This is a genomic window from Pseudomonas pudica, assembly GCF_015680405.1.
GTDB lineage: Bacteria > Pseudomonadota > Gammaproteobacteria > Pseudomonadales > Pseudomonadaceae > Aquipseudomonas > Aquipseudomonas pudica.
Map to the genome: position 1 here is coordinate 24,382 of NZ_JADLJS010000020.1, position 25,007 is coordinate 49,388.

Consider the following 25,007-nt stretch of genomic DNA (forward strand, 5'->3'; position numbering starts at 1 on the left):
TGCCAGCGAGGTGGCAATGTGCTGTATGCTTGGCGGGTCTTCAGGGCGGGGTGAAAGTCCCCACCGGCGGTAAATCGAAAGATGAGCCCGCGAGCGCCCCGGCCATGCCGGGGGTCAGCAGATCTGGTGAGACTCCAGAGCCGACGGTCATAGTCCGGATGAAAGAAGGCGTCAGGCAGGGGCCATCCAGGCGCCCCTGCGCGCGCATTTTGTTCGCCCCGAGACGTTCATCGATCATTCACGAGGAGCGTTTCATGTTCACCAGGCACCACCCGCAATTCCCCAATGTCAGCGCCGCCATCGCCGCCTTCCAGGCCGGTCGCCCGGTGCTGCTGCTCGACGACGACGACCGCGAGGACGAAGCGGACATCATCGCCGCCGCCGAGAACATCTCGCTGCAGACCATGGCCATGATGATTCGCGATTGCAGCGGCATCGTCTGCCTGTGCCTGGACGAGGCCACCGTCGACGAACTGCAACTGGCACCCATGGTGCAGAACAACCAGGCCCGCCACGGCACCGGCTTCACCGTCACCATCGAGGCGGCGGAAGGCATTACCACAGGGGTGTCCGCCCAGGACCGCATCACCACAATTGGCGCGGCACTGCGCTCCACCGCCGACCAGCGCCATATCGTCAGCCCGGGGCATGTGTTCCCGCTGCGTGCCCGCAATGGCGGGGTGCTGACCCGCCGTGGCCACACCGAAGGCTCGGTAGACCTGGCACGCCTGGCCGGGTTGCGACCGGCGGCAGTGCTGTGCGAACTGATGAACCCCGATGGCACGATGGCCCGTGGCGAGCAGGTGGCGGTGTATGCGCGGCAGTACAATCTGCCGGTGCTGACCATCGAGGAACTGGCGCGGTACCGTGAGGCCATGCTGGAGCTGGAGGCAGAGCCAGCCTGACAGGCCACCTTGGGGCCATTCGCGGGCTTGCCCGCTCCCACAGGTACATCACAGTCTTCAAGACCTGTGGTGCGCCTGTGGGAGCGGGCAAGCCCGCGAAAAGGCCCTTGAAACCAACAGCGTTGCCCCTGAAGTTTGCTCCCCCCGCCCCGCTCTGCTAGTGTCGCGCCGTTCTGAATGCCACCGAGACAGTCGCCATGGCCCGCAAAAAAGCCTCCCTCGATTTCGAGCAATCCCTCGCAGACCTGCAAGCACTGGTCGAGCGCCTGGAGAACGGCGAGTTGTCGCTGGAAGAGTCGCTGGCCGCCTTCGAGCAAGGCATCGCCCTGACCCGCGATTGCCAGGGCGCCCTGGCCCAGGCCGAACAGAAGGTGCAGATCCTGCTGGAACGCGATGGCGAGCTGGCTGCCCAGCCCTTCGACGCGGAGCCCGAGGCATGATCGGCACCTACCAGGCCAGCTGCCAGGCGCGGGTCGACGCCGCCCTCGAACCGTTGTTCGTCGCCCCGACCAAGGAACTCGAACGCCTTTACGCCGCCATGCGCTACAGCGTGATGAACGGTGGCAAACGTGTTCGTCCGCTGCTGGCCTACGCGGCCTGCGAAGCCTTGGGCGCCCCGGCCGAACAGGCCAACGGCGCAGCCTGTGCGGTGGAACTGATCCACGCCTACTCGCTGGTGCATGACGACCTGCCGGCCATGGATGACGACGACCTGCGCCGCGGCCAGCCGACCACCCACAAAGCCTTCGATGAAGCCTGCGCGATCCTCGCCGGCGACGGTTTGCAGAGCCTGGCCTTCAGTGCCCTGCTCGACCCGCGCCTGAGCCCGCAGGCTGACAGCATTCGCCTGGCCATGGTCCAGGCCCTGGCCAAGGCGGCCGGCCCGGCAGGCATGGTCGGTGGCCAGGCCATCGACCTGGGCTCGGTTGGCCTGAAGCTGGACCAGCAGGCGCTGGAATTCATGCACCGGCACAAGACCGGTGCGCTGATCGAAGCCAGCGTGCGCCTCGGCGCCCTGGCCAGCGCCCGCGCCGAACAGGCGCAACTGGATGCCCTGCAGAGCTATGCACAGGCCATCGGCCTGGCATTCCAGGTGCAGGACGACATCCTGGATGTGGAAAGCGACACCGCCACACTGGGCAAACGCCAAGGGGCTGATATCGCCCGCGACAAACCGACCTACCCGGCGCTGCTGGGCCTGGAAGCGGCCAAGGCCTATGCGATCGAATTGCGTGACCAGGCGCTGGTCGCACTGGAAGGCTTTGCCGAAAAGGCCGAGCCGCTGCGGGCGCTGGCGCGTTACATCGTCGAACGCCGCAACTGATTTGATTGGGGCCGCTGTGCGGCCCTTCGCGGGCGCGCCCGCTCCCACGGGGTCCTCACCGCTCTCGAGCCCTGTACCTGAGGGAGCGGGCGTGCCCGCGAAGGGCTGCAAAGCTGCCCCATGCGACACCCGTCTGAATGGGCAGTATTTCCTACAATGGGGTAAACTGCCGCCTCTTCACACACCTATAACGACTCGCCTGATGCCCACGACGTTTCAAGAGATCCCCCGCGAACGCCCGGTCACGCCGTTGCTCGACCGCGCTGACACGCCTGCCGGCCTGCGCCGGCTGGCCGAAGCCGACCTGGAGACCCTGGCCGACGAATTGCGCCAGGAACTGCTCTACACCGTGGGTCAGACCGGTGGGCATTTTGGTGCCGGCCTGGGTGTCATCGAGCTGACCATCGCCCTGCACTACGTCTTCGACACGCCCGACGACCGGCTGGTGTGGGACGTGGGCCACCAGGCCTACCCGCACAAGATCCTCACCGGGCGCCGTGACCGCATGCTCAGCCTGCGCCAGAAAGACGGCATTGCCGCCTTCCCGCGCCGCAGCGAGAGCGAGTACGACACCTTCGGCGTCGGCCACTCCAGCACCTCGATCAGCGCCGCACTGGGCATGGCCATTGCCGCTCGCCTGCAGAACAGCGACCGCAAGTCGATCGCGGTGATCGGTGACGGTGCGCTGACCGCCGGCATGGCCTTCGAGGCGTTGAACCACGCCCAGGAAGTCAACGCCGACATGCTGGTGATCCTCAACGACAACGACATGTCGATTTCGCGCAACGTCGGCGGCCTGTCCAACTACCTGGCCAAGATCCTCTCCAGCCGCACCTACGCGAGCATGCGCGAAGGCAGCAAGAAAGTGCTGTCGCGCCTGCCGGGAGCCTGGGAAATTGCCCGCCGCACCGAGGAGTACGCCAAAGGCATGCTGGTGCCGGGCACGCTGTTCGAAGAACTGGGCTGGAACTACATCGGCCCGATCGACGGCCACGACCTGCCGACCATGATCGCCACCCTGCGCAACATGCGTGACCTCAAGGGCCCGCAGTTCCTGCACGTGGTGACCAAGAAGGGCAAGGGCTTCGCCCCGGCCGAGATCGACCCGATCGGCTACCACGCCATCACCAAGCTGGAGCCGGCCGACAAACCCGCCGCACCGAAGAAAGCCAGCGGCCCGAAATACTCCGCGGTGTTCGGCCAGTGGCTGTGCGACATGGCTGCCGCCGACAACCGCCTGGTGGGCATTACCCCGGCGATGAAGGAAGGCTCCGACCTGGTCGACTTCAGCGAGCGCTACCCGGAGCGTTACTTCGACGTGGCGATCGCCGAACAGCATGCCGTGACCCTTGCGGCCGGCATGGCCTGCGAGGGCAGCAAGCCGGTGGTGGCGATCTACTCCACCTTCCTGCAACGCGCCTACGACCAGCTGATCCACGACGTGGCGGTACAGAACCTCGACGTACTGTTCGCCATTGACCGCGCTGGCCTGGTCGGCGAAGACGGCCCGACCCACGCGGGCAGCTACGACCTGTCGTACCTGCGCTGCATCCCGGGCATGCTGGTGATGACCCCAAGCGACGAGAACGAGCTGCGCAAGATGCTCAGCACCGGCCACCTGTACAACGGCCCGGCGGCTGTGCGCTACCCGCGTGGCACCGGCCCGAACGCGCCGATCAGTGGTGACCTGGAGCCGCTGGAAATCGGCAAGGGCGTGGTCCGTCGCCAAGGCGAGAAAGCCGCCTTGCTGGTGTTTGGGGTGCAACTGGCCGAAGCCATGCAGGTGGCTGAGCAAATCAACGCTACCGTGGTCGACATGCGCTTCGTCAAACCGCTGGACGAGGCGCTGGTGCTGAAGCTGGCTGCAAGCCATGAGCTGCTGGTGACCATCGAAGAGAACGCCATCATGGGCGGTGCTGGTGCGGCTGTGGGTGAGTTCCTGGCTAGCCAGGCGATCGTGAAACCGCTGCTGCACCTGGGGTTGCCGGACATCTATGTCGAGCACGCCAAGCCTGCGCAGATGCTGGCTGAGTGTGGGCTGGATGCGGCCGGGATCGAGGCTTCGGTGAAGGCTCGGATGACCAGGCTCGGGTTGTAGTCCCTGGGGCCGCTTTGCGGCCCTTTCGCGACACAAGGCCGCTCCCACAAAGGTCGTGCAAGCACCAAGCCTTGCGCAGTCCCTGTGGGAGCGGCCTTGCGTCGCGATCGAGGGCGCAGCCCTCGCAAAAGCTCACCTGGACGCTGGCGCGTTAGCCTCGAGCAGCGCACACAAGCGCGCCGTAGCTTCGATCATCTGACCACTAGGCCGCTCCAGGCCTTTGTCTGGCACCACCAGTAAACGGTCATCGGCAACCGCACGCAGTTGCGGCCAGGCCTTCCAACTCTCCAGCTGCGCCTCATCACCCGCCAGAATGACCTGCGGGTTGCGCAGCAGCACAGATTCCACATTTACCTGCGGCGCCGGCAGGGTGAGATCGGCGAAAATATTATGCGCGCCGCAAACGGCCAGGGCATCGCTGACCACCTGCCGGCCACCGAGTGTATACAGAGGTCGATCCCAGACCTGGTAGAACACCCGCAAGGGCTCGTCCCGTCGATACTGCTGGCGCAGCTGCCGCAGCCGGTCACGCAAGGCCTGGGCATATCGATGGCCCTGTTCGGCACGGCCGATACGGTCGGCGATGGCTTCGATCTGTTCGATCATCTGGTCGATATCATGGGGTTCTGCGCTGAAGGTGGCGATACCCAGGCGCTTGAGCTGGTCACGTTGGGCCGGCGGTACGCTGCCCGGCCACAGCAGCAACAGGTCGGGGCGCAGGCTGAGCAGGCGTTCGAGGTCCAGCTGCCCCTGGCGCCCCACCGAGGGCAGCTCGCGCAGCGCCGCCGGCCGTTCGCCACCGTCGAGCACACCTACCAGCAGGTCATCGGCCTGCAGTTCGAGCATGATTTCGCTCATCGACGGCGCCAGGCTGACCACTCGCAGGGGTTCGGCGGCCAGTGCAGAACAGGCGAACAGCGCCAGCAGGCCGGGCAGCAGGCGCATCAGCCGAGCTGGCGTGGAATGCGATAAAGGTACAGCACCACTGCGGTGGACAACGCCAGCAAGATCTGTGGCACCGCCTCGAGGCCGACCAGCACCGACAAGGCGGCAACCCAGGCCGGGAAACAGGCAAACAGCATGGCCAGGCGCCGCACCCGCGCCAGCTCGATCCAGGCCGCGGGCTCTTCGCCTGTGCCGAGCACCTTGGACGTGGCGATGAGCGCGCGTTTGTAGGCACCGAAGCGCGGCAGGCTGAGGAACATGGTCGCCGCGCCGGCAATGAACAGTGGCATGGCCAACACCGAGGCCAGCGCATCACCGCCACCGAAGGCCCAGGCCATCACTGGCAGCGGCACCAGGCCCACCGCCAGGTACTGCCACCAGGCCAGCGCCAGGCGCCGCTTGACCTCGGCGCGGGTCACGCCTGAGGCACCTCGCCCTGGTGCTCGTTACCCAGCATGTGGCCCAGCTTGCCGGCCTTCGTCGCCAGGTAGTAGCGGTTGTGCGGGTTGTGCCCGGTGTGCAGCGGTACGCGCTCGGCGACGAGGATGTTCATGTCGGTCAGGGCTTTGACCTTGCGCGGGTTGTTGGTCATCAGCCGCAGCGACTTCACGCCCAGGTGCTCCAGCATCGGCAGGCAGATGGCGTAGTCGCGCTGGTCGGCGGCAAAGCCAAGGCGCTCGTTGGCCTCGACGGTATCGGCGCCACCATCCTGCAGCTCGTAGGCGCGAATCTTGTTGAGCAGCCCGATGCCACGGCCTTCCTGGCGCAGGTACAGCAGCACGCCACGGCCTTCACGGGCGATGGCCTGCAGCGCGGCTTCCAGCTGCGAGCCGCAGTCGCAGCGCTGGCTGAACAGGGCATCGCCGGTCAGGCACTCGGAATGCAGGCGCCCCAGCACCGGCTGGCCGTCCGCGATGTCACCCAGGCTGAGCACCACGTGCTCACGGCCCGTGGCTTCGTCGAGGAAGCCATGCATGGTGAAGGTCGCGAAGGGAGTCGGGAGTTTAGAGGCGGCAACAAAGACGACGGGCACGTTGTGCTCCTGGCATAAGTAGGAAATTTCTCGTGGGCCGATTGTATCAGCAGGCTGGGCAATGTGGGCTGGCTGAATACGGTGGGTTAAGATCGAAAAGTTCGATGCTTAGGTTAACCAGGCCCGACCCCATCGCCGGCAAGCCGGCCCCCACAGTTATTGCACAGGCCTCTGAACCTGCGCTGAACCTGTGGGAGCCGGCTTGCCGGCGATTGGGGGCGCAAGGCGCCCCGTTTTCAATGTGGTTTGCTATTCGGACTGAACGGATACGGCTGCTGCCAGCGCTGGAAAATCGGCTTCAGCTCGCCACTGCGCACCAGCTCGGCCATGCGCTTGTCGAACAGGTCGCGCAGGGCCTTGGCCTGGTCATTGCGGGCAAAGGCCAGGTACAGCGGTAGTTCGGCCACATGGGTACGGCGGAAACGCTCGGGCTGGGAGGTCTGGCCGAGCACGTAGTCGACCTCGGTCTGCGCATCGATGTAGAAGTCCACACGATCATGCTCGAGCATCGGCAGTATGCCTTCGCGGCGCTGGACCTCGCGAAAGTCATGCACATCGGGCAGGTAGCTGCCGAAGTCGTAGCCACGCACCCAGGCCAGGCGGTACTGGCCTATGGTCTGCTGGGTAGGCACAGGCTTGCTGACCAGCCCCAGCGCGTAGATGTGGTCCATGTCGAAGTGCCAGCGCGGGTACAGGTTGTCGTCGTTCTCGTCCTTGTACGAGCCTACCCAGGCGTCAGCCTCGCCACGCTTCACCAGCCCGATCGCACGGCTGTAAGGCGCGCTCTGGGTCACCACCTTGACCCCGGCCGGCTCGAACACCTTGCGCAGCACATCCCAGGCCACCCCGGTACCGTCGGCGTTGGTGTAGTCAAGCCACTCTTCGCTGACCAGGTGGATCTGTTTCGGCACACCCTCGGCAGCAGCCGCCCACGGGGCAAGGCTCAGCAGCATTGCCAGCAGCACCGTCCTCATGGCCATTCACACGCTCCCTGTATCAGGCAACCGCCCAAACCAGAACCTGCATCCCCAGCCAGGCAAACACCCCAGCCAGGATATCGTCGAGCATGATCCCGACGCCCCCATGCACATGGCGGTCGACCCAGCGGATCGGCCACGGCTTGAGGATGTCGAAGAAGCGGAACATCAGGAACCCCGCCAGCAGCCACTGCCAGCCTTCCGGCACCAGCCAGAGGGTTATCCACATGCCGACGATCTCGTCCCAGACAATGCCTTCATGGTCGTGCACGCGCAAGTCATTGGCGACCTTGCCGCAAAGCCAGAAGCCGAACAGCATGCTCACGCCCAGCAACAGCCAATAGCCCCAGTCGGGAAGCATCTGCCACAGCGGGATGAACGGAATGGCCACCAGCGAGCCCCAGGTGCCCGGTGCCTTGGGCAAGGTGCCGGAACCGAAACCAAAGGCGATGAAGTGCCACGGGTTGCGCCAGACCGAAGGCGGAACGAACTCCGCAGGCACCTGGTTGGGGTGATCGGTCACGGTGTCTCCCTAAAATGTTGATAACCGCGTTGCCGCGGGGTGATGTCCTGGCCCTGCCGGTCGCGCAGGCTGACACCCTGCCCTTCGAGCACCCGCCCGATGACATGGAACGCCGCCAGGCCTTGTGCCTGCAGGGATGAAAGCTCGGATGGCGGCAAGGTGAACGCCAGCACGTAGTCGTCGCCACCGGTCAGCGCCGCCTGCACGGCAGCCTCGGCACCGAGTAACCCCTGCAGAGCGGCTGACACCGGTACCTGCTCCAGGTTCACCTCGAGCGCCACACGGGAGGCCTTGGCGATATGCCCGCAGTCGGCCAGCAGGCCGTCGGAAACATCCAGCGCCGAAGTGGCACGCCCGCGCAGCAGCTGGCCCAGGGCGAACTGCGGCGACGGCGACCAGTAATGGTCGAGCAACGGTTGCACCAGCGCAGCATCAGCCTGGCGCTGGCCCAGCACCAGCGGCAAGGCACCCGCCGCATTGCCCAGCTCACCGCCCACACACAACAAGTCGCCCGGGCGAGCGCCGCCACGGCGTAACGCCTGCCCCGCCGGAACCCGGCCGAATACGGTCATGGTGATGCTCAAAGGGCCACGGGTGGTATCGCCACCAATCAGGCTCAGCTGACAGTGACCGGCCATGCGGTCGAGGCCGCTGGCATAGGCTTGCAGCCAGTCAGTGCTGACCTCGGGCAAGGTCAGGGCAAGGGTGAAACCGATGGGGGTGGCGCCCATGGCCGCCAGGTCGCTGGCCGCCACGGCCAACGAGCGCTGGCCAAGCAACCAGGGGTCGCACACCGCCGGGAAATGCACCCCGGCGACCAGGGTGTCGGTAGACACCGCCAGTTGCTCACCAGCGGGTAAGCTCAGCAGGGCGCAGTCGTCGCCGATGCCCAGGGCCACGCCTTCACCGCCTTGCGCACAGGGCGCGGCGGCGAAGTAGTGGCTGATCAGCTCGAACTCACCCATGGTTCGCAAGCGCCAGGATCAGCGCTTGTTCGCCTTGACTTCTGCTTCGCGCAGGGCCGGGGCGAGCTTGTCCAGCACGCCGTTGACGAACTTGTGGCCGTCGGTGGCGCCGAAGACCTTGGCCAGTTCCACGCCTTCGTTGATCACTACGCGGTACGGCACGTCAACGCGCTTGATCAGTTCCCAGGTGGACAGGCGCAGCACGGCCAGCTCGACCGGGTCGAGCTCTTCCAGTGCGATGGTCATGCACGGCACCAACGCTTTGTCGATTTCGCCCTTGATTGCCGGGACCCCATGCAGGATCTCGCGGAAATAGGCACCGTCGACATCGGTGAAATCGTTATCGACCCGGAACTGCGCTTCGATCTCGTTCAGCGAATGCTGCGCCATGTGCCACTGGTACAGTGCCTGGGTCGCGAGCTTGCGGGCTTCGCGGCGCTTGGCGCTCTTCGATGGCTTGCCGGCATCCGCAGGTTTTGGATCGCGCGGGTTGAAACGATCGCTTTCGTCGCTAATCACTTGGCCTCCAACTGCGCCAGCAGGCTGACCATTTCCAGAGCGGACAGGGCAGCTTCAGCACCTTTGTTGCCGGCCTTGGTGCCGGAACGCTCGATGGCCTGTTCGATGGAGTCGACGGTCAGTACGCCGAAGGCCACCGGAACACCGAACTCCATGGACACCTGGGCCAGGCCCTTGGTGCATTCGCCCGCCACGTATTCGAAGTGCGGGGTACCACCACGGATCACGGCGCCCAGGGCGATGATCGCGTCGTAGGCGCCTTGCTGGGCGACCTTCTGTGCCACCAGCGGGATTTCGAACGCACCCGGGGCACGGATGATGGTGATGTCGCTTTCGCTGACACCGTGGCGTACCAGGGCATCAACGGCACCGCTTACCAGGCTTTCGACGACGAAGCTGTTGAAGCGGCCAACCACCAAAGCATAGCGACCTTTGGGGGCGATGAAGGTACCTTCGATGGTCTTCAGGGTCATTCCGATATTCTCATCTTCAAGAGCGAGGCCGCATGCTGGCGGCCTCGACAGGGGTATGGACTCGAGCTGGAGGGCGTCACTGCCGCCTCAAGTCACTCGGAGGGCACGTATTCTACAACTTCCAGATCGAATCCGGATATCGCGTTGAACTTCATCGGCGAACTCATCAGACGCATCTTGCGCACACCAAGGTCTCGCAGTATCTGCGAACCGGCACCCACGGTGCTGTAGGTGGTCGGTGCCTTGGCAGGTGCATCGCCGGCGCTCTCGCGGATGTGCGCAAGCAGCACGTCGCCGTCCAGCGGGTGGCCCAGCAGCAATACCACGCCGCTGCCGGCCTCGGCCACGGCGGCCATGGCGGCGCGCAGGCTCCAGCGGCCCGGTTGCTTGACCAGCAGCAGGTCGCGCAGTGGGTCCATGTTGTGCACGCGCACCAGGGTCGGCTCTTCGGCGCAGATCTTGCCCAGGGTCAGGGCCATGTGCACGTCGCCTTCCACCGCGTCGCGGTAGGTGACCAGGTTGAACTCGCCCAGCTCGCTCTCCACCGGTTGCTCGGAGACGCGCTGCACGGTGCGCTCGTGGATCATGCGGTAGTGGATCAGGTCGGCGATGGTGCCGATCTTCAGGCCGTGCTCGGCGGCGAACACTTCCAGCTCGGCGCGGCGCGACATGGTGCCGTCGTCGTTCATCACTTCGCAGATCACGCCGCTCGGCTCGAAACCGGCCATGCGCGCCAGGTCGCACGCGGCCTCGGTGTGGCCGGCACGGGCCAGGGTACCGCCTGGCTGGGCCATCAGCGGGAAGATGTGGCCAGGGCTGACAATGTCTTCGGCCTTGGCGTCCTTGGCAGCGGCCGCCTGCACGGTGCGTGCGCGGTCAGCGGCAGAGATGCCGGTGGTGACACCTTCGGCGGCTTCGATCGACACGGTGAACTTGGTGCCGAAGCCCGAGCCGTTGCGCGGCGCCATCAGCGGCAGCTTCAGCGTTTCGCAACGCTCCCGGGTCATCGGCATGCAGATCAGGCCACGGGCGTGCTTGGCCATGAAGTTGATGTGCTCGGGCAGGCAGCACTCGGCTGCCATGATGATGTCGCCTTCGTTTTCGCGGTCTTCGTCATCCATGAGGATGACCATTTTGCCCTGGCGGATGTCTTCGACCAGTTCTTCGATGCTGTTGAGCGCCACGCGGCACCCCCTTCTCAATCAGGATTTCAAGAAGCCGTTGGCGGCCAGGAAGCTTTCGGTAATGCCACTGCCCTTGCTCGGTTCGGCGGCCTTGTCACCCAGCAGCAGACGCTCCAGGTAACGGGCCAGCAGGTCGACCTCAAGGTTTACCCGACGCCCTGCACGGTAGTCGGCCATGATGGTTTCGGACAGGGTGTGCGGGACAATGGTCAGCTCGAACTCGGCGCCATTGACCTCGTTGACCGTCAGGCTGGTGCCATCGACGGTGATCGAACCCTTGTGGGCGATGTACTTGGCCAGTTCCTTCGGTGCACGCACGCGGAACTGGATGGCGCGGGCGTTATCGCTGCGCGAGATGATTTCGCCGACCCCGTCGACGTGGCCGCTGACCAGGTGCCCGCCCAGCTGGGTGGTGGGGGTCAGGGCTTTTTCCAGATTGACCTTGCTACCGCTCTTGAGGTCGATGAAGGCGGTGCGCTTGAGGGTTTCGACACTGACGTCGGCCCAGAAGCCGTCGCCCGGCAGTTCGACGGCGGTCAGGCACACGCCGTTGACGGCGATGCTGTCGCCGAGCTTGACGTCACCCAGGTCGAGCTTGCCGGTTTCGACGTAGACGCGCACGTCGCCACCCTTGGGGGTCAGGCTGCGGATGGTGCCGATGGATTCGATGATGCCGGTGAACATGGGGTCTTCCTCAAAAACGGTTTGCGCGGGGCAAGCCGGGCATTATACGCCGGGTACCGGCAGGGGGATGGCCGTGACCCGCCAGTCATCGCCCACTGCGCGCATTTCGGTAATTTTCAGCCGCGGCGCTTCGCTCATCCTCTCCAGTGGCCAGTCCAGCAGCGGGCGGGCCTGGGAACCGAGAAAAGTGCCGGCGACGAACAGCTGGTACTCGTCGATCAGGCCTTGCCGGGCGAAGGCGCCGACCAGGCCGGCACCGGCTTCCAGCAGGATTTCGTTGACGCTGCGGGCTGCCAGGGCCTGCAGCAACGACGGCAGGTCTACCTGGCCATTGTCACCCGGCAGGCTGAGCAGTTCGTGGCCGGCAGCGGCATAGCGCGGGTCATCTGCGACAGCGGTCACCACCAGTGCCGGGCCAGCCTGGAAGAACGGCGCATCCAGCGGCAGGCGCAGGCGGCCATCGACCAGCACGCGCAGCGGCGTGCGGCTGAGTGCCAGGGCGGTGGTTTCGGCATCCAGGCCCAGCTCTGCGCCGCGCACGGTCATCCGCGCGTTATCAGCCAACACGCTGGCGGCGCTGGTCAGCACCACGCTGGAACGGGCGCGCAGACGCTGCACCGCCGAGCGGGCGGCCGGCCCGGTGATCCACTGGCTTTCGCCACTGGCCATGGCGGTGCGGCCATCCAGGCTCATGGCCAGCTTGGCGCGAACGAATGGCAGGCCATGCTCCATGCGTTTGAGGAAACCGGGATTGAGTGCACGGGCCTCGGCCTCGAGTACGCCGCTGGCCACTTCGATACCAGCCTCAGCCAGGCGCCGCAGGCCCTGCCCCGCCACTTGCGGGTTGGGGTCCTGCATGGCGGCCACCACCCGTGCCACGCCGGCCTTGACCAGTGCTTCGGCGCACGGCGGCGTGCGGCCATGGTGGCTGCACGGCTCGAGGGTGACATAGGCACAGGCGCCACGGGCACGCTCACCGGCCTGGCGCAGGGCATGCACTTCGGCATGCGGCTCGCCGGCGCGCACATGCCAGCCTTCGCCGACCACCTCGCCATCGCGCACGATCACGCAGCCTACGCGCGGGTTCGGGTGGGTGGTATACAGGCCCTTGCGCGCCAGCTCCAGCGCGCGGGCCATGTAGTGGGCGTCGAGGGTGGCAGCTTGGCTGGGCATGGTCACTCTTTAGCCGGCTCTCGAGCCAGGCGGTCGATTTCTTCGCGGAACTCGTCGAGGTCCTGGAAGCGGCGGTAAACCGAGGCAAAGCGGATATAGGCCACTTCGTCGAGCTTGCGCAGTTCGGCCATGACCATTTCACCCACCACCAGTGATTTGACTTCACGCTCGCCGGTGGCCCGCAGGCGGCTCTTGATATGCGCCAACGCAGCTTCCAGGCGCTCGACGCTGACCGGGCGCTTTTCCAGTGCCCGCTGCATGCCGGCGCGAAGTTTTTCTTCGTCGAAGGGTTGGCGCGTGCCATCCTGCTTGATCAGCCGGGGCAGCACCAGCTCGGCGGTTTCGAAGGTGGTGAAGCGCTCGCCGCAGGCGACGCATTCGCGGCGACGGCGCACCTGCTCGCCCTCGGCGACGAGGCGAGAGTCGATGACCTTGGTGTCGTTGGCACCGCAAAAGGGACAGTGCATGGTGGCAGGCAACAAAAAAAGGGAGGGCCATGGTAGCGCATCCCACTGGCAAGACAAGCCAAAGGGGTTAACATCCATGGCAAATCTGCCCGTGAAGGACTACCCCATGCATTACCGAGCGCTCGTCGTGCTGTGCTGCGCCGCCCTGCTCGCCGCCTGCGGCAGCGACAGGCCGAAGCCCGACACCCCTCCGGCGCCCAAGCCAGCCCGCGCGGCCAAGCCGGCCGCAGTACTTGGCCCGCTGCCGGCCTACCAGCGCGAGCTGAGCGGCACCTTGCTGGAAATCCCCGCTGGAGCCGATGTGGAGCTGGCCTTGCTGGTCATCGACGAACGCGACCGCCCACAACGCCTGCTGGCCAGCAGCAACCTGACCGGCACCGGCCAGGCCCTGCCCTACCAATTGCGCTTCAACCCAGAGGCTTTCCCCGCCGGAGCTCGGGTCGAGCTGCGCGGTCGCGCCAGCCGCTCTGGCCAGCTGATCATGCACCTGCCGCCGGTGCGCATTACCCAGGCCCAGACCCAGGCCACCGGCCCGCTGCGTTTCGAGAAGGCGCCATAAGTGGCGCCAGTCTCCCTGCAACAAGCACTCAGCGGCCTGATCGGCGAAGCGCGTCTTGTCATCAGCGAGCTGCCCGGCTGCGACCTCAAGCTGTGGCTGATCGACGACCAGAACATGGACCGCGCCTTCAGCAGCGAAGAGACCCGGCGCATTCTTGAAGAGCCTCCCTACTGGAGCTTCTGTTGGGCCAGCGGACTGGCCATGGCCCGTTACCTGGCCGAGCACCCGGAATGGGTAGCCGGCAAGCGCGTGCTGGACTTTGGCGCCGGCTCCGGTATCGCCGGCATTGCCGCCGCCCGCGCCGGTGCGCTGGAAGTGGTGGCCTGCGACCTCGACCCGCTGGCACTTGATGCCTGCCGCGCGAATGCCGCGCTGAATGGGGTTGAACTGGGTTACAGCAGCGATTTCTTCGCCGAGGACGATCGCTTCGACCTTATCCTGGTTGCCGACGTGCTGTACGACCGCGCCAACCTGCCGCTGCTGGATGCCTTCCTCGGCCGCGGGCGCCAGGCGCTGGTGGCCGACTCGCGAGTACGCGACTTCAGCCACCCGCTGTACCAGCAGTTGGGCGTGCTGGAAGCGCTAACCCTGCCGGACCTGGCCGAGCCGCACGAATTCCGCCGGGTCAGCCTGTACCATGCCAGCCGCGACACCTTATAGTGGTGTCATTCACGAGTTTGCGAGAGTCGCGATGACCCAAGACACGCCTTACATTTTCGACGCTACCGATGCCACCTTCCAGCAGTTGGTTATCGAGAACTCATTCCACAAACCGGTGCTGGTGGACTTCTGGGCCGAGTGGTGCGCGCCGTGCAAGGCACTGATGCCGCTGCTGGCGAAGATCGCCGAGGGTTACCAGGGCGAGCTGCTGCTGGCCAAGATCAACTGTGACGTGGAGCAACAGGTGGTTGCCCAGTTCGGCATCCGCAGCCTGCCGACCGTGGTGCTGTTCAAGGACGGCCAGCCGGTGGACGGTTTTGCCGGTGCACAGCCGGAATCGGCGATCCGTGCCATGCTCGAGCCACACGTGCAACTGCCCGCTGCACCCAGCGCATCGCCGCTGGAGCAGGCCAAGGGGCTGTTTGCCGAAAGCCGTTTTGCCGAGGCCGAAGCACTGTTGCAAGCACTGCTGGGTGAGGATAACAGCAATGCCGAGGCGCTGATCCTGTATGCCCGTTGCCTGGCCGAGCGCGGGGAGCTGGGTGAAGCCCAGGTGGTGCTTGATGCGGTCAAGACTGACGAGCACAAGGCTGCGCTGGCCGGCGCCAGGGCCCAGCTGACCTTCCTGCGCCAGGCCGCCAGCCTGCCGGAAGTGGCCGACCTGAAAAGCCGCCTGGCGCAGAACCCGCAGGATGACGAGGCGGCCTATCAGCTGAGCATCCAGCAGCTGGCGCGCCAGCAGTATGAAGCGGCGCTGGAAGGGTTGCTGAAGCTGTTCCAGCGTAACCGTGGCTATGAGAACGGGCTGCCGCAGAAAGCGTTGCTGCAAGTGTTCGAGCTGCTGGGCGGTGATCACCCGCTGGTCGGCGTGTATCGTCGCAAGTTGTCGGCGGCGATGTTCTGAGAATGCCGGGGCCGCTTTGCGGCCCATTCACAGCACAAGGCTGCTCCCACAGAGATCACGTGGCCGCCACGTGTTGCGCGGTCCCTGTAGGAGCAGCCTTGTGCTGCGAACGAGCTGCAAAACAGCCCCAAAATCCTGAGGGCCTTCACCCAACCCAGTGATACACCGGCGCGTCCACGCCACTTTCCACTTTCACCTCGCTGCAATGCCGCAAGCGCACCAGCAGCCGCTTGCCCGCCGCCGTACTCCCCGCCAGCCCTTCCAGCCGATCCAGCAACTCCGGCCCACTCATCTGCCCTGCCAGACGCAACACCTCACGTGCCGCAATCCATTGCCCGTCATCCTGACGAGTTGTCGCAACGGTTTCCGTTGCTGCATTCTGCGCCACCGCAGGCAATTCAATCTGCCGCCCCAATTGCGCCCACTCTTCCGGCGCCAGCTCGATGGTCAGATCCACAGGCCAGTCACCAATCTGTCCACGAATTCTCATGCTGCATTCTCTGAACCCAAGTCAATGCCACCATCCTACCCCAACATGAAACCTGCGCCACGCAGGCTGGCAGCATGCGGAAAAGTTGTTATAACATAACCCAATCTTCCCGCCCGCTCCGGAGTCGTCCATGCGTCGCCTGTTGCTCGCCCTGCCCTTCGCCCTACTGCCCCTGGCCGTGGCCCATGCCCACGATGATGACCATGATCACGACCACGCCCATGGCACCCTCGGCGCCCACGAGCATGGCGTGGCCAGGCTCAACGCCGTGCTCGATGGCAACACGCTTGAGCTGGAGCTGGACAGCCCGGCAATGAACCTGGTCGGCTTCGAACACGCCGCCAACAGCGACGCCGACAAGGCCAAGGTCGCGGCGGTGCGCCAGCAACTGGAGCAACCGTTGAAGCTGTTCGGCCTGCCTGCTGCCGCTGGCTGCAAGGAAGACCAGCAGGAACTGGAAAGCCCGCTGTTCGGTGATGCCCCGAAAGCCGACGATGGTGACGAGCACGAGCACAAGCACCAGCACCAGCACCAGCACAGCGACATCGGCGCCCATTACCAGCTGACCTGCGCCAACCCCGACAAATTGACACAGGTGGACCTCGCTCCGCTGTTCAAGGCCTTCCCGGCCACCCAGAAGATCAACGTTCAACTGATTGGCCCCAATGGCCAGAAAGGCGTGGAAACCACGCCGGCCAAGGCCGCGGTCGCGTTCTGAATGCGCCAGCCGTTGATCGAACTGCATGATTTGGTGTTTGCCTGGCCTGGCCAGCCGGCGCTGCTGGATATTCCGGCATTCCGCCTGGAGGCTGGCGAAGCCCTGTTTCTCAAGGGCCCCAGCGGCAGTGGCAAGACCACATTGCTGGGCCTGCTGGGCGGGGTGAACGTGCCGGGCCAGGGCCGCATCCAGTTGCTGGGCCAGGACCTCGGCCGCCTGGGCCAAGGCGCCCGAGACCGCTTCCGGGTCGACCACACCGGTTACATCTTCCAGCAATTCAACCTGCTACCGTTCCTCTCGGTGCGCGAAAACGTCGAGCTGCCTTGCCGCTTCTCGCGCAGCCGCAAGGCCTGCGCCGAGCAGCGCCATGGCAGTGTCGACCAGGCAGCCATCACGCTGCTGGCCCACCTGGGCCTGGACGACCCCGCCCTGCTCGCCCGCCGCGCCGACAGCCTGTCGATCGGCCAGCAACAACGGGTTGCCGCCGCCCGCGCACTGATCGGCCAACCCGAACTGGTGATCGCCGACGAACCGACCTCGGCGCTGGATGCCGACACCCGCGAAGCGTTCATCCACCTGCTGTTCGGTGAATGCCGCGCCGCCGGTGCCAGCCTGCTGTTCGTCAGCCACGACCAGAGCCTGGCACCGCTGTTCGACCGCCATCTGTCGCTGGCCGAACTCAACCGTGCCGCCAAGCCCCGGGAGGCCTGATGTACCTGCTCCGCCTTGCCCTGGCCAGCCTGGCCAACCGCCGCTTCACCGCATTCCTCACCGCCTTTGCCATTGCCCTGTCGGTGTGCCTGCTGCTGGCCGTTGAACGGGTCCGTACCGAGGCCCGAGCCAGCTTCGCCAGCACCATCAGCGGTACCGACCTGATCGTCGGCGCCCGCTCCGGCTCGGTAAACCTGCTGCTGTACTCGGTGTTCCGCATCGGCAACGCCACCAACAACATCCGTTGGGACAGCTATGAGCATTACGCGAAGGACCCGCGGGTGAAATGGGCCATTCCCATCTCGCTGGGCGACTCGCACCGCGGTTATCGGGTGATGGGTACTACAGGCGACTACTTCAACCATTACCAGTACGGCCGCCGCCAGCACCTGGAATTGAACCAGGGCCGCGCGTTTGCCGATGATCCGTTCGAGGTGGTGCTGGGTGCCGAAGTGGCCGAGGCGTTGCACTACAAGCTAGGCGACAAGCTGGTGCTGGCACATGGAGTCGCCGCGATCAGCCTGGTCAAGCATGACGACAAGCCATTTACCGTGGTCGGTGTGCTCAAGCGCACCGGCACACCGGTCGACCGCACACTGCATATCAGCCTGAGCGGCATGGAAGCCATCCACATCGACTGGCACAACGGTGTACCGGCCCGTGGCGCCGGGCGCATCAGCGCCGAGCAGGCACGGACCATGGATCTGCAGCCTGCCGCCATCACTGCGTTCATGCTCGGCCTGAACAGCAAGATCGCGACATTCAGCCTTCAGCGGGAGATCAATGAATACCGCAGCGAGCCATTGCTGGCGATCCTGCCCGGGGTAGCCCTGCAGGAACTGTGGAGCCTGATGGGCACTGCGGAGCAGGCGTTGTTCGTGGTGTCGCTGTTCGTGGTGCTGACCGGCCTGATCGGCATGCTTACGGCGATTCTCACCAGCCTCAATGAACGCCGCAGGGAGATGGCGATATTGCGCTCGGTTGGCGCCAGGCCGTGGCATATCGCAGGGCTGCTGGTGCTGGAGGCACTGTCGCTGGCGGCGGTCGGGATCGCAGCCGGGCTTGGCTTGCTGTATGCGGGAATCGCCCTGGCACAGGGGTATGTGCAAGCCAACTATGGTTTGTACTTGCCGCTGGCCATGCCGAGTGTTCATGAATGGACGTTGCTGGCTATCATCCAGGGAGCTGCGCTGCTGATGGGCAGCGTGCCGGCGTGGCGGGCCTATCGCCAGTCGTTGGCCGATGGCCTGTCCATTCACCTCTGAGTGCGTGCAATGATCCAGTACCTCACGGCCTTCTTCGCGGGTGAACCCGCTCCCACAAGTTCTACCACAAGCTTCAAAGCCTGCGCAGGACCTGTGGGTGCGGGTTCTGTGGGAGCGGGTTCACCCGCGAAGAGGTCAGTACAGGCAATACGGCTACTCCTGGTCATGCTGCTTTCGCTGGCATCGCCCACCTGGGCCTCGGAACCACGCGAACTGGACTGGCCCGCTCTCATCCCCGAAGGCGCCCCGGTCATCCCGCCCCAACTTGCGCCGCTGCACGACATGTCGCAGCTCAGCAACGCCCTGTCCGCCGAGTCCGCACCTCCGGCGCGCCAGCAGGCACCCGACGCCCCGGTGGTAAAAAGCCTCGACGGCCAGCAGATCAAGCTGCCCGGCTACATCGTGCCGCTGGAAGTGAGCGAAGAAGGGCGCACCACGGAGTTTCTGCTGGTCCCCTATTACGGCGCGTGCATCCACGTGCCACCACCACCCTCGAACCAGATCGTGCACATTTTCAGTGAAATGGGCGTGCGCGTAGAAGACCTCTACCAACCTTACTGGATAGAGGGAAAGCTGCAGGTTAGAGCCTCCAGCAGCGAACTGGCCGATGCCGGTTACCAGATGGAAGCCGAGAAAATCTACGCTTATGAGCTGAGATGAGAACTGTTTCGAATTCGTGACGACGCTTCTTTGAGCTGGGTCAAACTTTCTGTTTAACGGCATCCGTACCATTGGACTACTCGATTACTCACGTCCTCTGGGAGCTTCCATGAACAAGTCCTTGCTCAGCGCCGCCCTCGCGGCCCTGGCGCTCGCTGCCCCTGTCGCCCACGCCCACCAGGCAGGCGATATCATCGTCCGCGCAGGTGCCATTACCACCGCTCCCAACGAAAGCAGCGGCGACCTGAAATTCGACGGCAACAAAGTCTCGGGCACCAAGGCGACTCTGGACAGCGACACCCAACTGGGCCTGACCTTCGCCTATATGCTCACCGACCATATCGGCCTGGAGCTGCTGGCAGCCACCCCGTTCAAGCACACCGTCGGCGTCAAAGGTCTGGGCGGCGGCCTGGACGGCAAGCTGGCCGACATCAAGCAATTGCCACCGACCCTGTCGTTGCAGTACTACCCGATGGAACCGACTTCCAAGTTCCAGCCGTATGCCGGCGTCGGCATCAACTACACCCTGTTCTTCGATGAAGACCTCAGTAGTGCACGCAAACAGCAGGGCTTCAGCAACCTGAAGCTGCAAGACTCGGTCGGCATCGCCGGCCAGCTGGGCATGGACTACATGATCACCGACAACTTGCTGGTCAACGCATCGGTCTGGTACGTCGACATCGACACCAAGGCCAGCGTCAACGGCCCGAGCGCACTGGGCTACAGCAAGACCAAGGTCGATGTCGATGTCGACCCGTGGGTGTACATGGTCGGCCTTGGCTACAAGTTCTGACCTGAACACTGCAGGGCGGCTTCGGCCGCCCTTGCGCGCTGCAGCCATAGCCAATCCCCCAGCGCCACCGCGCTGATGCCCATCCCAAGCCCACACACCGCTGCCCAACCCCAATGGGCATACATCCAGCTCGCCAGCACTGCCCCCACTCCACTGCCAAGCGAATAGCTGCACATGTAGGCGCCGATCAACCGGCTGGCCATTGCGCCACGCCCGGCCAGCAGCAGGCTCTGGTTGGTGACATGCACTGCCTGCACGGCAAAGTCCAACATCAGCACACCCACCCCGAAGGCCATCAGTGAATGCCCGACGAAGGCCGTGGGCAGCCAGGACAGCACCAGCAGAACCAGCGCTACCCCGGTGGTGCGCTCCGCTAGCCCCTGGTCGGCCAGGCGACCGGCGCGCGCTGCCGCCAACGTGCCGGCAACACCCGCCAGGCCGAACAGACCGATCTCGGTATGGCTCAGCGCCAGTGGCTCGGCACTCAGGGGCATGACCATGGCACTCCAGAGCACGCTGAACGCAGCGAAGATCAACACGCCGAACAACCCGCGCTGACGCAGCAGCCGGTCGTGCCGGTACAGCCTGAACTGAGCAACGATCAGCGCCCGATAACCAGACCGCAGCGACCCCGGTTGCCCCGTGGGCAGGTTGCGCCACAGCACCAGGGCCAGCAGCATCAGCAGCCCCGCGGCAACCAGGTACACACTACGCCAGCCAGCCAGGTCGGCAAGCCCGCCCGAGACCAGCCGCGCCAGCAGAATGCCCAGCACCACGCCGCTGGTGACGGTGCCCACGGCCTGCCCTTGCTGGCCGGGGGCGGCAAGGCTCGCGGCATGCGCCACCATCACCTGCACCATGACCGCCATCAACCCGGTGATGACAAGGGCCAACAGCATTAGCGCCCAGTTGGGCGCCATGCCTACACCAATCAGCGCCAGGGCCGAGAACAGCAGCTGCCCGAGTAACAGCCGCTTACGGTCGATCAGGTCCCCCAGCGGCACGATCAGCAACAACCCCAGGACATAGCCCGCCTGGGTCGCGCCAACTACCCAACCAATCCGCTGCTGCGCCACGCCCAGGTCAGCGGCCATCGACTCCAGCAGGGGCTGGGCGAAATACACTGTCGCCACGGCCATGGCGCTGGTGATGGCCAGCAGCAGGGTTATCCAGCGTGTCAGTGCAGGGTTCATCGGGCCGGCCTCGTCAATCTGGTTTCGAATTGAAACCACACGCTGGCTATTTAGCAAATGTAGTTTTAATCTGCAACCAGATGAACGCGAAAGGCCCCATCCATGCTCGATGAAAACAATACGCAATGCCCCGTCGCCCGTGCCCTGGAGGTGCTGGGAGACCGTTGGGCGCTGATGATCCTGCGCGACGCCTTCGATGGCCTGCGGCGCTTCAGTGAGTTTCAGAAAAACCTGGGGCTGGCGAAGAACATCCTCGCCTCACGTTTGAAGTGGCTGGTGGAAAGCGGGCTGCTGACGCTGCAGCCGGCTTCGGATGGCAGTGCCTACAAGGAGTATGTGCTGACCGAAAAAGGACGATCGGTGTTCCCGGTGGTGGTTGGCTTGAGGCAGTGGGGGGAGCGGTTTCTGTTCGAGGCGGGCGAGCTGCGTTCGGAGTTGGTGGATGGCGATACGGGGCAGGCGCTGGAAACACTGCAGGTGCGGGCCCGGGATGGGCGGGTGCTGGCGGCAGGGGATTGCTTGCGAAAAGTGGTGCGGCATCGATGATGAAAGTTGCTGCGCAGCCTATCGCCAGCAAGCCAACTGCCACAGGATCGCGTACTCGCCCTTTTGGGAGCTGGCTTGCCGGCGATAGGGGCGCAAAGCGCCCCCAAGAATTTCAGCCCTTGCCCAAAAGCCGCGCCAGCCCCTCGACCATCGGCGTCGCCTGCGGAAACTCGAACCGCGCCAACAAGCGCTGGTTATCCGCCCGCGAATGGCGAATGTCACCCGAACGTGCCGCCACATAACTGACCGCCGGCAAGCTACCCACCACCTTCTCAAGCGCTGCCAGCAACTGGTTGAGCGACGTTGCCTGGTTGAGGCCGATATTCACCGCCCCCTCCTCGACCTGCGGCTGCTCCAGCGCCTGCACCATCACTTGCACCAGATCGCCCACGTACAGGAAGTCCCGGGTCTGCTCACCGTCACCGAACACCGTAATCGGCAAACCCTTCACAGCGCGCTCGGAGAAGATGCTGATCACCCCGGAATACGGCGATGATGGGTCCTGGCGCGGCCCGAAGATATTGAAGAAGCGGAACACCACCGGCTCCAGGCCATGCTGGCGACGGTAGAAGTCCAGGTACTGCTCACTGGCCAGCTTGTCCACTGCATACGGGGTCAGCGGCGCCTTGGGGGTGTCTTCGGCAATCGACTCGCCTTCACCATTGTTGCCGTACACCGCCGCACTGGAGGCGAACAGCACCCGGCGCAACCCATGCACGCGCATGGCTTCGCACACGTTGAGGGTGCCGATGAAATTGCTCTGGTGGGTCCGCACCGGGTCCTCCACCGAGGCCTGCACCGAGGCAACCGCTGCCAGGTGCACCACGGCACTGCAGCCAGCCGCAACCTGCGTGACCAGCCCGGCATCGGCAACATCGCCTTCAACCAGTTCCAGGCGTGGGTGGTCGACCTGCAGGTTGCCCCGCTGGCCAGTGGAAAAATCGTCGAGAATGCGTACGGCGTAGCCTTTGTCCAATAACGCATCGCACAGGTGGGAGCCAATGAAGCCGGCACCGCCGGTGATCAGGATGGGGGCGTCAGCCATGGCGGTAGAACCGGTCCAGTAGAGGCGGCAGGCCGGCACGCCAGGCGCGCGGCTTGATGCCGAAGGTATGAAGGATTTTCTTGCAGGCCAGTACTGCGTGCTGCGGCTCTTCGCTGGCATCCGGCCGAGCGGCATGGGCCTGCGGCGTCGGTGCCTGCACGGCCAACTGGCGGTACTGGCCTGCTTCGGTAAGGATCGCCTGGCCCAGCGCCAGCGGCGTGGTCGCCTCGTTGCCGGCGTAATGGTAAGTGCCCCACAGCGGCGCACTGCAATCAAGTTGCTTGAGCACCGAGAGGATCACTCGGGCGGCGTCGTCGACCGGCGTCGGGTTGCCACGCCGGTCATCCGCCAGCAGCAGTTCCTGGGGTTGCTCGGCACGGGTCAGGAAGCGACCCAGCGCCCCGTCGATGCTTTCGTCGAGCAGCCAACCAAAGCGCAACAGCACGTGCTGCGGGCAAGCCGCGCGCACGCTCTGCTCGATGCGCCACAGGGCCTGGCCACGAAGGCCCAGCGGCATCGGCTCGTCCTTTTCGCTGTAGGCCGTGGCCCGCGAGCCATCGAACACGCGGTAGCTGGAAGGCTGCACCAAGGTGATCTGGTGGTGCTGGCACAGCTCTGCCAGGCGCTCCACAGCCCGTTCCTGCTGGGCAAGGCGCTGCTCACTGACCGACTCGGCCTGGAACCAGTCGAAGTAATAGGCCAGGTTGACCAAGGCATCGGGACGATGATCGTCGAGCAACTGAGTGAGGCTGGCCGGCGTCCAGCCGTTCTCGGGCGGGCGCGGCGCCAGGAATGCGATGTCCTCCTCGGCCCCAAGACGAATCAGCGCTTGCCCGAGGGCATTGCCACCACCCAACAGCATTAGGCGCATACGCATAGAGTCAGCAGATCCGGAGAGGTTGATTGAAGGAAAGGGGTCATTTTGCGGTTTCCGGGCGGGGAAGTCCAACACCGGCCCCTTTCGATGCCACAGGCGGTAGTGATTCCAAAGTTCCACATTTCAACACCACCACAGGCAGAAATCTCCTACGACATACCAGGAACGAGCTGACTTTCATGCAGCAGCACAACCGCATTGAATAGTTGACTCCCCCACTTGCCAGCCGGGGAGCTTCACAAAAACAAGTACAGGGAACGTTCAATGCCTCATTCGGAAGTTGCATACCTGGATTTCAGCCCGGAGCAAAGCAAGGCCATAACCTTTGCAAGCCAGACCATTGCTGACTTGGGTGGCCCGGAGGCCAAAGGTGTAGCACTTCAGGCTCGTATATTCGCCGATCAACTCGAGCGAGCCTTGAGTGAGGAACAGCGCGCGCTGTTACAACGCTTCAGTGAAGGCCAGCTATCTGCCTTGATGTACAGGCAGATGCCTTGTGCCAACGAGCCAATACCAGAGTACCTGCCAGATATTTCCGCCCTGGCGCAAAACCCTCGATGCCAATACCTTGCCTCCCGCAATCAACTGCTGCTGGAGCTCGTGCGCTACCGCAATTTCGCCTTCGATATAGACAACGATGGTAAACAGGTTCGCCTGGTCGGCAACTTCAAGGGCGGTGGCCGCGTTCCGCGGCTTGACGAAGACCCCTGCCTGGAAGTTGAAACCAGCTCGCATGCGGGCTTGCGCTTGGGGCCGCACACTGAAGCGCCCTACAACTGCTCGACAATTTCCACCAATGCCAACTCCCCTGCTCCCTCTGCACTTATTCTGACTGCGCGCTGGAACCCCGCCAATGAACCTACGAATGTCTTCCCGCTCCGGGAAATCATCGAACGCTTGGGTAGCCTGGACACACTTGCGCTGTCTTCAACGTCTTTCGACTTCACCCGCAGTGACTGCTTCGCTCACGGGAAGGGCAATGCAGGCAAAGCAGTTTCAATTCTGCAATTCGAGCCCAATGGTGGTTTCTCTGTTCGTTACAACAGCTATCGCTTCAGCCTGAATGAACGCGCCTGCAGCGCAGCGGCGCGCGCCTTCGACTCCTTTCAGAAAGCACTGGATAACGCACGACCACTGGCGTTTGTCCTGCAGCCTGACAGCGCTCTGTTGATCAACAACAGTCGGGCCTTGCACGGCCGCGACATGGTCCAGGACAACCGGCGGCTGCTCATCCGTCAATTCGGATACTCCCCCTTCGCGGTACCGTTGGTGCTCGCTGAAGACCCACTGCTGGTGCGTGGCTGATCCCAGGAAAA

30 protein-coding genes and 1 riboswitch are annotated in these 25,007 nt (G+C 64.5%); of the genes, 14 read left to right on the top strand and 16 right to left on the bottom strand.

Features of this window, described 5'->3' with window-relative positions; genetic code table 11:
* Positions 1–32 precede the first annotated feature (32 nt).
* Positions 33–174, top strand: a riboswitch (FMN riboswitch).
* Between the two features lie 80 nt (positions 175–254).
* The 4 genes from ribB to dxs all read left to right on the top strand — a co-directional run bounded on the left by ribB (position 255) and on the right by dxs (position 4,327).
* On the top strand, positions 255–905 hold the full coding sequence (gene ribB / locus IRZ77_RS15450; protein WP_046615962.1) for a 3,4-dihydroxy-2-butanone-4-phosphate synthase: 651 nt from the start codon (positions 255–257) through the stop codon (positions 903–905).
* Positions 906–1,102: 197 nt separating this feature from the next.
* Entirely contained in the window at positions 1,103–1,345 is a 243-nt protein-coding gene (locus tag IRZ77_RS15455) for an exodeoxyribonuclease VII small subunit (protein WP_003255380.1), read from the top strand.
* On the top strand, positions 1,342–2,229 hold the full coding sequence (gene ispA, locus IRZ77_RS15460; RefSeq protein ID WP_196173877.1) for a (2E,6E)-farnesyl diphosphate synthase: 888 nt from the start codon (positions 1,342–1,344) through the stop codon (positions 2,227–2,229). Before IRZ77_RS15455 ends, ispA begins: the two co-directional genes overlap by 4 nt.
* Positions 2,230–2,431: 202 nt before the next feature.
* A complete protein-coding gene (gene dxs / locus IRZ77_RS15465) occupies positions 2,432–4,327 on the top strand; it encodes a 1-deoxy-D-xylulose-5-phosphate synthase (RefSeq protein WP_108481569.1) in 1,896 nt (631 codons plus the stop codon).
* A gap of 132 nt (positions 4,328–4,459) precedes the next feature.
* Here the strand turns inward: dxs and IRZ77_RS15470 are convergent, their stop codons facing one another.
* From IRZ77_RS15470 to nrdR, 12 genes are all read right to left on the bottom strand, one after another.
* Positions 4,460–5,272, bottom strand: a complete 813-nt coding sequence (locus IRZ77_RS15470; RefSeq protein ID WP_108481570.1) for a cobalamin-binding protein — start codon at positions 5,270–5,272, stop codon at positions 4,460–4,462.
* Positions 5,272–5,691 carry an MFS transporter gene (locus IRZ77_RS15475; RefSeq protein WP_135002737.1) on the bottom strand — a complete coding sequence of 140 codons (420 nt, stop codon included), beginning with the start codon at positions 5,689–5,691 and terminating at the stop codon, positions 5,272–5,274. Before IRZ77_RS15475 ends, IRZ77_RS15470 begins: the two co-directional genes overlap by 1 nt.
* Positions 5,688–6,305 carry a GTP cyclohydrolase II gene (gene ribA, locus IRZ77_RS15480; protein WP_046615957.1) on the bottom strand — a complete coding sequence of 206 codons (618 nt, stop codon included), beginning with the start codon at positions 6,303–6,305 and terminating at the stop codon, positions 5,688–5,690. Before ribA ends, IRZ77_RS15475 begins: the two co-directional genes overlap by 4 nt.
* A 236-nt stretch (positions 6,306–6,541) precedes the next feature.
* Positions 6,542–7,285, bottom strand: a complete 744-nt coding sequence (locus IRZ77_RS15485) for a substrate-binding periplasmic protein (RefSeq protein WP_046615956.1) — start codon at positions 7,283–7,285, stop codon at positions 6,542–6,544.
* 16 nt (positions 7,286–7,301) lie between these two features.
* Positions 7,302–7,805 carry a phosphatidylglycerophosphatase A family protein gene (locus tag IRZ77_RS15490; RefSeq protein ID WP_004376077.1) on the bottom strand — a complete coding sequence of 168 codons (504 nt, stop codon included), beginning with the start codon at positions 7,803–7,805 and terminating at the stop codon, positions 7,302–7,304.
* Positions 7,802–8,770: a thiamine-phosphate kinase gene (gene thiL, locus IRZ77_RS15495; RefSeq protein WP_046615955.1), complete on the bottom strand. Its 969-nt coding sequence runs from the start codon at positions 8,768–8,770 to the stop codon at positions 7,802–7,804. The genes IRZ77_RS15490 and thiL overlap by 4 nt, the downstream gene beginning before the upstream one ends.
* An 18-nt stretch (positions 8,771–8,788) precedes the next feature.
* On the bottom strand, positions 8,789–9,289 hold the full coding sequence (gene nusB / locus IRZ77_RS15500; RefSeq protein ID WP_003255393.1) for a transcription antitermination factor NusB: 501 nt from the start codon (positions 9,287–9,289) through the stop codon (positions 8,789–8,791).
* Positions 9,286–9,762 (bottom strand): 6,7-dimethyl-8-ribityllumazine synthase, encoded by a 477-nt coding sequence (gene ribH / locus IRZ77_RS15505; RefSeq protein WP_003255395.1) that lies wholly within the window; start codon positions 9,760–9,762, stop codon positions 9,286–9,288. The genes nusB and ribH overlap by 4 nt, the downstream gene beginning before the upstream one ends.
* A 92-nt stretch (positions 9,763–9,854) precedes the next feature.
* Positions 9,855–10,946, bottom strand: a complete 1,092-nt coding sequence (gene ribBA / locus IRZ77_RS15510) for a bifunctional 3,4-dihydroxy-2-butanone-4-phosphate synthase/GTP cyclohydrolase II (protein ID WP_016484697.1) — start codon at positions 10,944–10,946, stop codon at positions 9,855–9,857.
* 18 nt (positions 10,947–10,964) lie between these two features.
* On the bottom strand, positions 10,965–11,630 hold the full coding sequence (locus IRZ77_RS15515; protein ID WP_196173880.1) for a riboflavin synthase: 666 nt from the start codon (positions 11,628–11,630) through the stop codon (positions 10,965–10,967).
* A gap of 42 nt (positions 11,631–11,672) precedes the next feature.
* The gene (gene ribD, locus IRZ77_RS15520) at positions 11,673–12,803 is read right to left on the bottom strand and encodes a bifunctional diaminohydroxyphosphoribosylaminopyrimidine deaminase/5-amino-6-(5-phosphoribosylamino)uracil reductase RibD (RefSeq protein ID WP_085601412.1); all 1,131 of its coding nucleotides are present in this window, start codon (positions 12,801–12,803) and stop codon (positions 11,673–11,675) included.
* A gap of 2 nt (positions 12,804–12,805) precedes the next feature.
* Positions 12,806–13,270, bottom strand: a complete 465-nt coding sequence (gene nrdR, locus IRZ77_RS15525; RefSeq protein WP_003255402.1) for a transcriptional regulator NrdR — start codon at positions 13,268–13,270, stop codon at positions 12,806–12,808.
* Between the two features lie 106 nt (positions 13,271–13,376).
* On the opposite strand from nrdR, the gene IRZ77_RS15530 reads away from it, so the two are divergent.
* The 3 genes from IRZ77_RS15530 to trxA are packed head-to-tail and all read left to right on the top strand — an operon-like array spanning position 13,377 to position 15,393.
* On the top strand, positions 13,377–13,829 hold the full coding sequence (locus tag IRZ77_RS15530) for a YbaY family lipoprotein (protein ID WP_196173907.1): 453 nt from the start codon (positions 13,377–13,379) through the stop codon (positions 13,827–13,829).
* A complete protein-coding gene (locus IRZ77_RS15535; protein ID WP_085601410.1) occupies positions 13,830–14,489 on the top strand; it encodes a class I SAM-dependent methyltransferase in 660 nt (219 codons plus the stop codon).
* Positions 14,490–14,520: 31 nt separating this feature from the next.
* The gene (gene trxA, locus IRZ77_RS15540; protein WP_046615949.1) at positions 14,521–15,393 is read left to right on the top strand and encodes a thioredoxin; all 873 of its coding nucleotides are present in this window, start codon (positions 14,521–14,523) and stop codon (positions 15,391–15,393) included.
* A gap of 145 nt (positions 15,394–15,538) precedes the next feature.
* Here the strand turns inward: trxA and IRZ77_RS15545 are convergent, their stop codons facing one another.
* A complete protein-coding gene (locus IRZ77_RS15545) occupies positions 15,539–15,883 on the bottom strand; it encodes a hypothetical protein (RefSeq protein WP_046615948.1) in 345 nt (114 codons plus the stop codon).
* 130 nt (positions 15,884–16,013) lie between these two features.
* Here IRZ77_RS15545 and IRZ77_RS15550 point away from each other — a divergent pair, with 130 nt between their 5' ends.
* The 5 genes from IRZ77_RS15550 (at position 16,014) to IRZ77_RS15570 (ending at position 20,030) form a co-directional block, all read left to right on the top strand.
* Entirely contained in the window at positions 16,014–16,601 is a 588-nt protein-coding gene (locus tag IRZ77_RS15550; protein WP_196173881.1) for a DUF2796 domain-containing protein, read from the top strand.
* Positions 16,602–17,312 (top strand): ABC transporter ATP-binding protein, encoded by a 711-nt coding sequence (locus IRZ77_RS15555; protein ID WP_196173883.1) that lies wholly within the window; start codon positions 16,602–16,604, stop codon positions 17,310–17,312. It begins immediately after the preceding gene.
* Positions 17,312–18,577 carry an ABC transporter permease gene (locus IRZ77_RS15560; RefSeq protein WP_196173885.1) on the top strand — a complete coding sequence of 422 codons (1,266 nt, stop codon included), beginning with the start codon at positions 17,312–17,314 and terminating at the stop codon, positions 18,575–18,577. Before IRZ77_RS15555 ends, IRZ77_RS15560 begins: the two co-directional genes overlap by 1 nt.
* A 165-nt stretch (positions 18,578–18,742) precedes the next feature.
* Entirely contained in the window at positions 18,743–19,237 is a 495-nt protein-coding gene (locus tag IRZ77_RS15565; protein ID WP_075044449.1) for a DUF3299 domain-containing protein, read from the top strand.
* Between the two features lie 109 nt (positions 19,238–19,346).
* On the top strand, positions 19,347–20,030 hold the full coding sequence (locus tag IRZ77_RS15570) for an OmpW/AlkL family protein (RefSeq protein WP_046615944.1): 684 nt from the start codon (positions 19,347–19,349) through the stop codon (positions 20,028–20,030).
* Here IRZ77_RS15570 and IRZ77_RS15575 read toward each other — a convergent pair.
* Positions 20,018–21,223: an MFS transporter gene (locus IRZ77_RS15575; protein WP_196173887.1), complete on the bottom strand. Its 1,206-nt coding sequence runs from the start codon at positions 21,221–21,223 to the stop codon at positions 20,018–20,020. The two genes, IRZ77_RS15570 and IRZ77_RS15575, sit on opposite strands and share 13 nt — an antisense overlap.
* Before the next feature lie 102 nt (positions 21,224–21,325).
* Between IRZ77_RS15575 and IRZ77_RS15580 the strand changes: the two genes are divergently transcribed.
* Positions 21,326–21,769: a winged helix-turn-helix transcriptional regulator gene (locus tag IRZ77_RS15580; RefSeq protein WP_046615942.1), complete on the top strand. Its 444-nt coding sequence runs from the start codon at positions 21,326–21,328 to the stop codon at positions 21,767–21,769.
* Positions 21,770–21,881: 112 nt separating this feature from the next.
* Here IRZ77_RS15580 and IRZ77_RS15585 read toward each other — a convergent pair whose 3' ends face one another.
* Both IRZ77_RS15585 and IRZ77_RS15590 read right to left on the bottom strand, forming a co-directional pair.
* A complete protein-coding gene (locus tag IRZ77_RS15585) occupies positions 21,882–22,814 on the bottom strand; it encodes an NAD-dependent epimerase/dehydratase family protein (protein ID WP_046615941.1) in 933 nt (310 codons plus the stop codon).
* Positions 22,807–23,691, bottom strand: coding sequence for a sugar nucleotide-binding protein (locus IRZ77_RS15590; RefSeq protein ID WP_046615940.1), 885 nt, complete (start codon positions 23,689–23,691; stop codon positions 22,807–22,809). Before IRZ77_RS15590 ends, IRZ77_RS15585 begins: the two co-directional genes overlap by 8 nt.
* 264 nt (positions 23,692–23,955) lie before the next feature.
* Between IRZ77_RS15590 and IRZ77_RS15595 the strand changes: the two genes are divergently transcribed.
* On the top strand, positions 23,956–24,996 hold the full coding sequence (locus tag IRZ77_RS15595; protein WP_196173889.1) for a Fe(II)-2OG oxygenase family protein: 1,041 nt from the start codon (positions 23,956–23,958) through the stop codon (positions 24,994–24,996).
* The last annotated feature ends 11 nt before the right edge of the window (positions 24,997–25,007 follow it).

What these genes read in the sequence shown, in the direction of transcription:
- ribB (WP_046615962.1), top strand. Translation starts at nt 255, where the DNA reads ATGTTCACCAGGCACCACCCGCAATTCCCCAATGTCAGCGCCGCCATC.
- IRZ77_RS15455 (WP_003255380.1), top strand. Translation starts at nt 1,103, where the DNA reads ATGGCCCGCAAAAAAGCCTCCCTCGATTTCGAGCAATCCCTCGCAGAC.
- ispA (WP_196173877.1), top strand. Translation starts at nt 1,342, where the DNA reads ATGATCGGCACCTACCAGGCCAGCTGCCAGGCGCGGGTCGACGCCGCC.
- dxs (WP_108481569.1), top strand. Translation starts at nt 2,432, where the DNA reads ATGCCCACGACGTTTCAAGAGATCCCCCGCGAACGCCCGGTCACGCCG.
- IRZ77_RS15470 (WP_108481570.1), bottom strand. Translation starts at nt 5,272, where the DNA reads ATGCGCCTGCTGCCCGGCCTGCTGGCGCTGTTCGCCTGTTCTGCACTG.
- IRZ77_RS15485 (WP_046615956.1), bottom strand. Translation starts at nt 7,285, where the DNA reads ATGGCCATGAGGACGGTGCTGCTGGCAATGCTGCTGAGCCTTGCCCCG.
- thiL (WP_046615955.1), bottom strand. Translation starts at nt 8,770, where the DNA reads ATGGGTGAGTTCGAGCTGATCAGCCACTACTTCGCCGCCGCGCCCTGT.
- ribH (WP_003255395.1), bottom strand. Translation starts at nt 9,762, where the DNA reads ATGACCCTGAAGACCATCGAAGGTACCTTCATCGCCCCCAAAGGTCGC.
- IRZ77_RS15515 (WP_196173880.1), bottom strand. Translation starts at nt 11,630, where the DNA reads ATGTTCACCGGCATCATCGAATCCATCGGCACCATCCGCAGCCTGACC.
- ribD (WP_085601412.1), bottom strand. Translation starts at nt 12,803, where the DNA reads ATGCCCAGCCAAGCTGCCACCCTCGACGCCCACTACATGGCCCGCGCG.
- nrdR (WP_003255402.1), bottom strand. Translation starts at nt 13,270, where the DNA reads ATGCACTGTCCCTTTTGCGGTGCCAACGACACCAAGGTCATCGACTCT.
- IRZ77_RS15530 (WP_196173907.1), top strand. Translation starts at nt 13,377, where the DNA reads ATGCATTACCGAGCGCTCGTCGTGCTGTGCTGCGCCGCCCTGCTCGCC.
- trxA (WP_046615949.1), top strand. Translation starts at nt 14,521, where the DNA reads ATGACCCAAGACACGCCTTACATTTTCGACGCTACCGATGCCACCTTC.
- IRZ77_RS15545 (WP_046615948.1), bottom strand. Translation starts at nt 15,883, where the DNA reads ATGAGAATTCGTGGACAGATTGGTGACTGGCCTGTGGATCTGACCATC.
- IRZ77_RS15550 (WP_196173881.1), top strand. Translation starts at nt 16,014, where the DNA reads ATGCGTCGCCTGTTGCTCGCCCTGCCCTTCGCCCTACTGCCCCTGGCC.
- IRZ77_RS15555 (WP_196173883.1), top strand. Translation starts at nt 16,602, where the DNA reads ATGCGCCAGCCGTTGATCGAACTGCATGATTTGGTGTTTGCCTGGCCT.
- IRZ77_RS15560 (WP_196173885.1), top strand. Translation starts at nt 17,312, where the DNA reads ATGTACCTGCTCCGCCTTGCCCTGGCCAGCCTGGCCAACCGCCGCTTC.
- IRZ77_RS15565 (WP_075044449.1), top strand. Translation starts at nt 18,743, where the DNA reads ATGCTGCTTTCGCTGGCATCGCCCACCTGGGCCTCGGAACCACGCGAA.
- IRZ77_RS15570 (WP_046615944.1), top strand. Translation starts at nt 19,347, where the DNA reads ATGAACAAGTCCTTGCTCAGCGCCGCCCTCGCGGCCCTGGCGCTCGCT.
- IRZ77_RS15575 (WP_196173887.1), bottom strand. Translation starts at nt 21,223, where the DNA reads ATGAACCCTGCACTGACACGCTGGATAACCCTGCTGCTGGCCATCACC.
- IRZ77_RS15580 (WP_046615942.1), top strand. Translation starts at nt 21,326, where the DNA reads ATGCTCGATGAAAACAATACGCAATGCCCCGTCGCCCGTGCCCTGGAG.
- IRZ77_RS15585 (WP_046615941.1), bottom strand. Translation starts at nt 22,814, where the DNA reads ATGGCTGACGCCCCCATCCTGATCACCGGCGGTGCCGGCTTCATTGGC.
- IRZ77_RS15590 (WP_046615940.1), bottom strand. Translation starts at nt 23,691, where the DNA reads ATGCGTATGCGCCTAATGCTGTTGGGTGGTGGCAATGCCCTCGGGCAA.
- IRZ77_RS15595 (WP_196173889.1), top strand. Translation starts at nt 23,956, where the DNA reads ATGCCTCATTCGGAAGTTGCATACCTGGATTTCAGCCCGGAGCAAAGC.